This window comes from Pseudomonas sp. BAY1663 (assembly GCF_000582595.1).
Lineage (GTDB): Bacteria > Pseudomonadota > Gammaproteobacteria > Pseudomonadales > Pseudomonadaceae > Stutzerimonas > Stutzerimonas stutzeri_AF.
Genome location: NZ_AZSV01000128.1, coordinates 1 through 8,384 on the forward strand (window position 1 = coordinate 1; position 8,384 = coordinate 8,384).

The 8,384-nt window shown below is 66.5% G+C and carries 8 protein-coding genes; all 8 read right to left on the reverse strand.

All coding sequences use genetic code 11. The annotated features are described in order from the left end of the window. Positions 1–356 precede the first annotated feature (356 nt). Positions 357–974 (reverse strand): trans-aconitate 2-methyltransferase, encoded by a 618-nt coding sequence (locus tag BAY1663_RS21265; protein ID WP_037044768.1) that lies wholly within the window; start codon positions 972–974, stop codon positions 357–359. A gap of 61 nt (positions 975–1,035) precedes the next feature. Then, positions 1,036–1,899: an MBL fold metallo-hydrolase gene (locus BAY1663_RS21270; protein ID WP_037044770.1), complete on the reverse strand. Its 864-nt coding sequence runs from the start codon at positions 1,897–1,899 to the stop codon at positions 1,036–1,038. Between the two features lie 18 nt (positions 1,900–1,917). Beyond that, a complete protein-coding gene (locus BAY1663_RS21275) occupies positions 1,918–2,733 on the reverse strand; it encodes a sulfite exporter TauE/SafE family protein (protein WP_177325829.1) in 816 nt (271 codons plus the stop codon). A 33-nt stretch (positions 2,734–2,766) separates the two neighbouring features. Further along, positions 2,767–4,008, reverse strand: a complete 1,242-nt coding sequence (locus BAY1663_RS21280; protein WP_037044771.1) for an alginate export family protein — start codon at positions 4,006–4,008, stop codon at positions 2,767–2,769. 94 nt (positions 4,009–4,102) lie between these two features. Further along, positions 4,103–5,023, reverse strand: coding sequence for an ABC transporter ATP-binding protein (locus BAY1663_RS21285; protein WP_037044772.1), 921 nt, complete (start codon positions 5,021–5,023; stop codon positions 4,103–4,105). After that, entirely contained in the window at positions 5,013–5,864 is an 852-nt protein-coding gene (gene ntrB, locus BAY1663_RS21290) for a nitrate ABC transporter permease (RefSeq protein ID WP_037044773.1), read from the reverse strand. Before ntrB ends, BAY1663_RS21285 begins: the two co-directional genes overlap by 11 nt. Positions 5,865–5,874: 10 nt before the next feature. After that, complete coding sequence (locus BAY1663_RS21295; RefSeq protein ID WP_037044775.1) at positions 5,875–7,269, reverse strand: CmpA/NrtA family ABC transporter substrate-binding protein; 1,395 nt, start codon at positions 7,267–7,269, stop codon at positions 5,875–5,877. Positions 7,270–7,296: 27 nt separating this feature from the next. Next, on the reverse strand, positions 7,297–8,384 hold a 1,088-nt coding region (locus BAY1663_RS21300; RefSeq protein WP_256206925.1), incomplete at its 5' end, for an FAD-dependent oxidoreductase.

The window sequence follows — 8,384 nt, forward strand, 5'->3', positions numbered from 1 at the left end:
ATGGACTTTGTTGGTGCCCCGGCTGGCGGGGTTGTTGCGGCCCTTCTCGGCGAAACCCATCAGGCCGTCGCGGTCGATCGGCTTCAGGTAGGTCTTGACGGTGGTGGCACAGGTGGCGGGGGCAGCAGGCATGGCATTTCTCCGTTGGAATGAGCAAGAGATGCTTTCTGATCTCGACGAAGCTTTTGCAGCCGCTGTGCCAAAACGCACGAAACTCGTTAAATTAATTTGAAATCAATAAGTTAATGAGATTACCCAGAGCCACTGACACGTCTCGGGGCCATGAGGACGAAATTGCCAAAGCAAACAATGAATACATTGTTTACATTCTGGACGACCCCGGTGCCGGGAGCCGGTCAAACCAGCTTGCGACAGGCGCAATAAACGAACGCCTGCTCGGCACCGCCAGGCGTTCGGTGGGATTCCTTCTGGTGCCCGAGCAGCAGGAAGGGCTCGCCGAACTCCGCGTGCAATTCATCCGGGGCATAGCGCCTTACAGACAATCCGCTGCACTGGTCCGGGCCGTCTTCGGCGAACGTCGCCACGATGACGAGCCCACCCGGCTTGACCGCCTGGAGGACCTTCTGCACATAGGCACGTCGCTCGCGAGCCGTCACCAGGAAATGGAACACCGCTCTGTCGTGCCATACGTCGTAGGCCTGCGTAGCCAGATCGGCTTCGAGAATGTCGGCCTCCAGCCACTCCACTGCCGTGGCCCGCTCCGCCAGGCGCGCCTGGGCTCGGCTCAGGGCAGCGGCGGAGAGGTCGAGCACCGTGTTGTTCTCGAAGCCTTCGGCGATCAGATCATCGACCAGCGTCGACGCGCCCCCGCCAACGTCGATGACCGAGGCCGTCAGCGCTACCCCGGCGTCGCGAATCAGCTTGAGCGAGAGCCCGGCATGCGCCTGGAACCAGCTGACCTCGTCCACGGCCTTGGTCGTGTACACCTTTTCCCAATGTTCTTTGGTCTGCATGAAAACTTCCTCATCGATCGGTTGTACATCAGGGCACCCATCGTGCGCCGCCAGCTTCCGCTCAGAGCCCGTCCAGCGGCACCTTCAGATAACGCACCCCATTGCTTTCCGGCTCCGGCAGCAGACCGGCGCGGATGTTTACCTGGATCGACGGCAGCAATAGCGCGGGCAGTTCCAGCTGCGCGTCGCGCTGGCCGCGCATGACGATGAAATCCGTTTCGTCGACGCCGTCACGCGCATGGATGTTGGTCGCCCGCTGCTCGGCGACCGTGCACACGGCACGTGGTGCGCGTTCGGCCGGCGGATAGTCATGGCACATGAACAGGCGGGTGTCCCCGGGCAGGTCGAGCAGGCGGCGAATCGAACGGAACAGTTGCAGGGCACTGCCGCCGGGGAAATCGCAGCGAGCGGTGCCGACGTCCGGTGCAAACAGCGTGTCGCCGACGAAGACCACGTCATCGCCGACCCGGAACGCCAGGTCCGCCGGGGTATGGCCGGGCACATGCAGTGCCCTGGCCTGTAGCTCGCCGATGGCGAAAGCCTCGTCCGGGCGGAACAGGTGGTCGAACTGGGCATGCGCCTGGCAATAGCTCTCGGGCAGGTTGTAGAGGCCCAGGAAGACCTTGCGCACCTGCCGGACCGCCTCGCTGGCGGCGATCCACCCACCGGCCTGCGCGCGCAGGTAGGCGGCGGCGGAGAGGTGGTCGGCATGCACGTGGGTTTCCAGCAGCCAGTGCACGGCGAGCCGTTGCTGCCGTATGTAGTCGAGGATCGCATCGGCGGCGCGGGTATCGGTCCGCCCGGATTTCGGCTCGTAGCCGAGCACCGGGTCGATGATGGCGCAGGGGGTGCCCGGCCCTGCATGCACCACATGGCTGAAGGTGGAGGTCGGGGCGTCGAAGAAGCTGTGCACGTGGGCTTGCATGGCAGGAGTCCGGGAAAGTCAGGAAAGCGGGGGAAGGGATGCGAGCGCCTTGCCCAGCAGCATCAGCGCGGCCAGCCCGGCGAGCAGGGCGAAGCCCAGTTGCAAGGCACGAGCCGATACCCTGGGTGCCAGCAGCCGGCCACCGAGCATTCCGCCACCGGCAGCTGCGATGAAGGTCCAGGCGGCACTCGGCAGGCTACCGCCCGCCCACCAGAAACCGATGACGGTGCCAGCGGAGATCAGTGCGATCACCAGCAGCGAGGTGGCGACGATACCGTGCATGCCCAGGTCGCTGACCTGGCGGATGCCGGGAACGATCAGGAAACCGCCGCCCACGCCCAGCAGGCCGCTGAACAACCCCGACAGGCCGCCGATGAGCGACAGGCTGAGAAAGCAGCGCGGCGTCCAGCGAAAGCGCCCGGTGGTGCTGTCCAGCCGACAGCTCTTGCACGACACGGCGGAGGTGCCCTGCGCAACGGTGCGCGCCAGGGCCTGCCCCACCATACGCGCAGCGATCAGCAGCAGCACGGCGCAGAACAGCAGCATAAGCACCGCCACCGGCAGAACCTGCGCCAGCAGCAGGCCGAGCGGCGCGCAGAGGGCGCCTCCGCCAGCCATCAGCAGCGCCGCCCGATAACGCACCAGCCCCCGGCGCAGGCCATCGAGCCCGCCAAGCAGGGCCGAGGCGCCGACCGCGACCAATGCCACCGGGGTCGCCTCGGGCAGGCTGTAGCCCAGGCCGAGCACCAACGCCGGTACGGCCAGCACGCCGCCACCCCCGGTCAATCCCAAGGCCAACCCCACTCCCACTCCGTACAGGCTTTCCAGCAGCATCCATCCTCCCCACGCCCGGTGGCGCCGTCGCGATCAGTAGCGGTATTGCAGCTGCAGCCAGAACTTGTCGGTGTCCACGCCGAAAGCGTCGGCGTCATAGCGGGCGTACTTGGCCATGGCGCTGAGGTTCTTCACGACAGGAATCGCCCGGGCATAAGCCACGTCCAGTTCCGTGCCATAACGATCCCCGCCCTCGTCGGCACGGAAGTGGTGGTACCAGGCCTGCAGGCTGCCGCCGAGCAGCGGCAAGCTGCCGCCGAGGTAGCTGTCGCGGATACCTTCGGCGGGGGTGATCAGGAACAGGTCGGCCCAGCCCTGGAACAGGTGCTTGGTCGCCAGCGGAGTCTGGAAGGCGCGATTGCCGGGGCCGTCGCCGCCGCTCAGCACTTCGTGGCCGGCCTTGAGGAGGTAGCCGCCCTGCTGATAGCTCAGCTCACCGAGGAAATAGTGGCCGTTCAGGCTCAGGGGATTGCCGGCATAGTCGCGCTGGCGTGCATATTCCAGGGCATAGCCCATGCCTTGTAGGGTGCCGCTCAGGCGCAGGCCGGTAGTGCGGCTGGACTGGCTGCCGGGCGCGGCGGTCGGCGCCACAGCCAGGTTGTCGAGGCCGAGCAGGTAGCTGTAAGCGGCCAGTTTCAGCTCCGGCCGCCAGGCATAGGCCAGGTTGAACAGGTGGCTGTGGCCCTCGATGTCAGCCGGGTTGGTCGGATAGCCATGCTGGCCATCGGGACCGAACGGGGTGTTGATGTTGGCCAGGTAGGCGTAGGTCAGGCTCAGGCCCTCGAGCGGCTCGATGCGGCCGAGCACGCCGTCGTAGGTCTGCTCGTTCTGCCGCCAGGCGACGCCGCCGACGAAACGCTGGTTGTCCAGTTCGATGCGCTGCCGGCCGGCCACGGCATGGCCGAACGCCGTGTCATAGCGCAACAGCGCCTGGTTCACCTCGCTACCGTCCGGGTCGGGCACCAGCGCGTAGCCGGTGCGGCCATTGCGGCTGTCGTTGAAATCCTCATCACCGAGGCGGCTGACGTTGTCCACTTCGACCAGTGCGGAGAGCCCGAACCAGCTGCCGCTGTGCAGGCCGACGCGGGTGCGCAGAGTCTGAGCGTTGGCGTTGGCCAGCGCATTGTCCTGGTCGACGTGTTCGTAACGGTAACGCAGGTCGAGCGAGACCTTGCCCTGGGTGAGCAGGTCGGAGAAGGCGTCCCCGGCCTGGGCCACGGGGGCGATGAGCGAGAGCAGCAACGCGGGACAAGGCAACAGCAGATGAGCACGCATGGATTTTTCCTTGGTTTTCGGGCGATAGGTATCCCGTACCGCGAGCATCGGATGCTCGCGGTCGTGGATCGGTGCAAGGGAACTGGCGGTGCGCTCAGGCGACGACGCGCATCCGTGAGCTCTGTGGCTGGTCCGGACCCGGTGGCGGCCCGTCGTCCTCGAGGCCCGGCCTGACCACCAGCGGCTCGCCGCCGCTGGCGGCGGGGCCGCTCTGCTGGATAACCCTGGAGCGGTGCACGAGGAAATCCACCAGGTGGTTGCGAATGCGATAGAACTGCGGATCGTGGTGCATGGTTTCCCGGGTGCGCGTCCGCGGCAGGGTGTTGATCACGATCTCGGCCACCCGTGCCTGGGGGCCGTTGCTCATCAGCATGATCTTGTCGGCCAGCAGAATCGCCTCGTCGACGTCGTGGGTGATCATGAACACCGTCTGCCGGGTCGCTTCGCAGATCTTCAGCAGTTCGCTCTGGATGACGCCGCGGGTCAGCGCGTCCAGCGCACCGAACGGCTCGTCCATCAGCAGCATCTTCGGCTCCACGGCAAAAGCGCGGGCGATGCCGACGCGCTGTTTCATGCCACCGGACAGCTCGCTGGGCTTCTTCCGCGCGGCGGCGGCGAGGCCGACCATCGCCAGGAAGCGTGCGCCATGCTCGGCGACCTGGCGGCGCGACCAGCGCGGATGGCGCGAGCGCACGGCGAAGGCGATGTTCTGCTCCACCGTCAGCCAGGGCAGCAACGCATGGCTCTGGAACACCACGCCGCGGTCCAGGCTGGGGCCCGCGATCTCCTTGCCGGCCATCACCACGCCGCCGCTGGAGGCCTCTTCCAGGCCGGCGAGGACGTTGAGGATGGTGCTCTTGCCGCAGCCGGAGTGGCCGATCACGCAGATGAACTCGCCCTGCTGGATGCTGAAGTTGATGTTTTCGAACACCGGCGGCTGGTCGTCGCGGTAGCGCTTGCCCAACCCCTCGACCTTGATGAAGGGGACGGTGTGCGGATGGGTTTCATTCGACATAGGTCACCTTCCTTTGCAGAGCGGCGAAGAGGAGATCGAGAAGCATGCCGATCACGCCGATCATCAGCACGGCGAAGATCACGTTGCCCAGCGACAGGTTGTTCCACTCGTTCCAGACGAAGTAGCCGATCCCGGTGCCGCCGATCAACATTTCCGCCGCGACGATCACCAGCCAGGCGATACCCATGGAGATGCGCATGCCGGTGATGATGGTCGGCGCCGCAGCCGGCAGGACCACCCTGAATGCCTTGCGCAACGGACCGACCTCGAGGGTGCGGGCCACATTCAGCCAGTCGCGACGCACACCCGCGACGCCGAAGGCGGTGTTGATCAGCATCGGCCACACCGAGCAGATGAAGATGACGAAGATCGCCGAGGTGGTGGAATCCTTGATGGTGTAGAGCGCGATCGGCATCCAGGCCAGTGGTGAGATCGGCTTGAGCAGCTGGATAAAGGGGTCGAAGGCCTTGTACAGCAGCGGTGACATGCCGATCACGAAGCCCAGCGGGATGGCCACCAGCGCCGCGATCAGGTAGCCGAGCCCCACCCGCGCGAGGGAATGGGCGAGCTGGATGCCGATGCCCTTGTCGTTCGGGCCATTGTCGTAGAACGGGTCGCTGATCTGTCGCCAGGCCAGCGTGGCGAACTGCGCCGGCGTCGGCATGCCATTGACGGTTTCGCTGGCACCGCCCGCCGCCTGTCCCATCAGCAGGGCGTACTCGTCGTCCACCGCACCGGCGGCCTGCTGGCCCGGACGGGTCGTCGCCTGCCAGACCATCAGCAGCACCAGCAGCATCACGCAGGACAACAGCGCGGCCTTCAACCGAATCGAAGTATTCATGGCGCCTCCTTCAGACACGTTTGATCGCGAAGCCATCCAGATAGGCTTGCGGCTGGCCCGGATCGAACGGACGGCCCATCACGCTGAAGCCCTTGTAGCCGCCGACAGGCTCGGCGCTGGCCTCGGCCAGCCCCAGTTCGGCCATGTGACGGCGGGCGTCGGTCATCAGGAATACCTGCTCGGCCAGGCCGTTGAAGTCCACCTCGCCCTTGACGTAGCCCCAGCGCTTCATCTGCGTCAGCATCCAGGTCGCCATGGAGTACCACGGCATCGGATCGAACCCGGAACGGTCCGGCACGTTCTGCACGCCACCCAGCCCGTCCGCATATCGGCCAGTCAACGCCTGGCGCACGACGATCTCGGGCTGGTTGAGGTAGTTCGGCGTGGAGATGGCCTTCGAGATTTCCGGCAGGTTCTGCGGGTCGCCAGCGGCCACCGCGGCGTTGAGCACGGCGCGATAGAGTGCGGCGAAGGTATTGGGGTTCTCTTCGATGAACGCCTGCGAGGCCCCGAAGGAGCAGCAGGGATGACCGTTCCAGAGGTCCTTGGACAGCACGTGCAGGAAGGCGATGCCGTCATAGACGGCGCGCTGGTTGAACGGCTCGGGGCCGAAGAAGCCATCGATGTTGCCCGCCCGCAGGTTGGCGATCATCTCCGCCGGCGGGGTCACCCGCAGTTGCACGTCACGGTCCGGGTCCAGGCCATGCTCGGCCAGGTAGTAGCGCAACAGGAAATTGTGCATCGAGTATTCGAAGGGAATGGCGAACTTGAAGCCTTTCCAGTTGCGCGGATCACGGTTGTCCTTGTGCTTGAGGGCCAGGGTGATGGCCTGGCCATTGATGTTCTGGATGGTCGCCACGCGCATCGGCTGGGCGCTGGAACCCAGGCCCATGGAGATGGCCAGCGGCATCGGCGCGAGGAAGTGCGAGGCGTCCAGTTCCTTGTTCAGCATCTGGTCGCGGACCAGCGCCCAGCCGGCGGTCTTCTGCAGGCTCACCGACAGGCCCTGCTCCCGGTAGAAGCCCATCGGGTCAGCCATGATCAACGGCGTGGCGCAGTTGATCGGGATGAAGCCGATCTTCAGGTTCTTCTTCTCCAGCGGGCCCCGTTCCGCGGCCATCGCCTGCAGCGATTGCAGCGGCAGCACGCTGGCGATGGCTGCCATCGCCGTGCCCATGCCCACCGCCTGGAGGAACCGCCGCCGGGTGGCATCGTGGGGGAACAGCGCGCGCACGGCGGCCGCCTCGACGAAATCCTGGGACAGGGTCTCGCTGTCGCGCCCGCGCGCCAGGCGCGCCTGCTCAGCCTGCTGGTCGTGTTCCCGCTGGCTGGCATGGGCGCCACAACTGCAGCCGGCCAGGCTGCTGTTCGCCGAGTAGGGACGGTAGAAATTCTTGTCGGTCATCACGATGCCCTCTTTTAGGTCACACGGTCAGGCAGCGCTGGCCTGACCGACACGCAAGGTTGAAGTGATATGCCCATCGACCTGCTGCTCCATGAGCAGGTAGTCGTCGTTTTCGCTCACCACATGCCATTGGCCATCTGCACAGGGTGTGCCATGCAATTCGATGGGCAGGCTGCGGGTCTTGAGGCGGATTACCGGGACGCGGTGGCAATAGTCGCCGCCCTCGCCACCCAGCAAGGCCTGGGCGATTGCCCGGGCCTGCCGGCCGATCGGTTCGATGAAGCGACAGGGAGCGCCATCCAGGCTGATGCAATCGCCCAGCGCATGGATGTCCTCGGCGCTGGTACGCAGGCTGAGCGGATCGACGCGGATGCCCTGGTCGAAGGCCAGCCCGGCCTGGCGCGCCAGGCGCGGGTCGGTGGCCAGCCCGGTGGCGGCGACGATCTGGTCGACCACCAGGCGCTGGCCGCAGCGGGTCTCGATGCATTTGCCGCCATCGGCCAGGACGCTGACCGCGGTCACGTCCACCTCGCCACGGTAGTCGATGCCAAGCTCCGTCTGGCTCTGGCGCAGGCGCCGTGCCGCCGGCTCCGGCAGCAGACGGCCGAGCGGCTGGGGCTGGCGGTCCAGCAGGACGACCCGGTGGCCGGCGCGGGCAAAATCCTCGGCCAGTTCGCAGCCGACCATGCCGGCACCAACGATGGCGACCCGCTGCGGCCCCTTGGCCAGTTGCGCCTGCAGGCCAGTCCAGCCGGCCAGATCGTTCACCCGCCAGCACAGCGCCGGCGGCAATACCGCCGGTAATGCCGGACGCGCGCCCTGGGCGAGCACCAGCCGGGTGTAGCCCAGGGTGCCGCGGGTGGTGCGCAACTGGTGCAATGCCGGGCTCAGGCCGACCACGAAGGTTTCGCTGTACAGCCGCACGCCGAGCCGGCACGCCGCTTCGGTGGCCGTCTCGCGCACCAGCGACTCGGCCGTCAGGCCGCGGCTCAGCGCCAGCGACAGTTCCGGCTTGTGATAGCGGTCGCCTGCAGCCGCTGACCAGGGTGATCGGCACCTCCGCATCCCGCTCGCGCAGCGCCTCGACGGTGGCCCAGCCGGCCAGGCCGGCGCCG

What these genes read in the sequence shown, in the direction of transcription:
- BAY1663_RS21295 (WP_037044775.1), bottom strand. Translation starts at nt 7,269, where the DNA reads ATGACCGACAAGAATTTCTACCGTCCCTACTCGGCGAACAGCAGCCTG.
- BAY1663_RS21285 (WP_037044772.1), bottom strand. Translation starts at nt 5,023, where the DNA reads ATGTCGAATGAAACCCATCCGCACACCGTCCCCTTCATCAAGGTCGAG.
- ntrB (WP_037044773.1), bottom strand. Translation starts at nt 5,864, where the DNA reads ATGAATACTTCGATTCGGTTGAAGGCCGCGCTGTTGTCCTGCGTGATG.
- BAY1663_RS21275 (WP_177325829.1), bottom strand. Translation starts at nt 2,733, where the DNA reads ATGCTGCTGGAAAGCCTGTACGGAGTGGGAGTGGGGTTGGCCTTGGGA.
- BAY1663_RS21270 (WP_037044770.1), bottom strand. Translation starts at nt 1,899, where the DNA reads ATGCAAGCCCACGTGCACAGCTTCTTCGACGCCCCGACCTCCACCTTC.
- BAY1663_RS21265 (WP_037044768.1), bottom strand. Translation starts at nt 974, where the DNA reads ATGCAGACCAAAGAACATTGGGAAAAGGTGTACACGACCAAGGCCGTG.
- BAY1663_RS21280 (WP_037044771.1), bottom strand. Translation starts at nt 4,008, where the DNA reads ATGCGTGCTCATCTGCTGTTGCCTTGTCCCGCGTTGCTGCTCTCGCTC.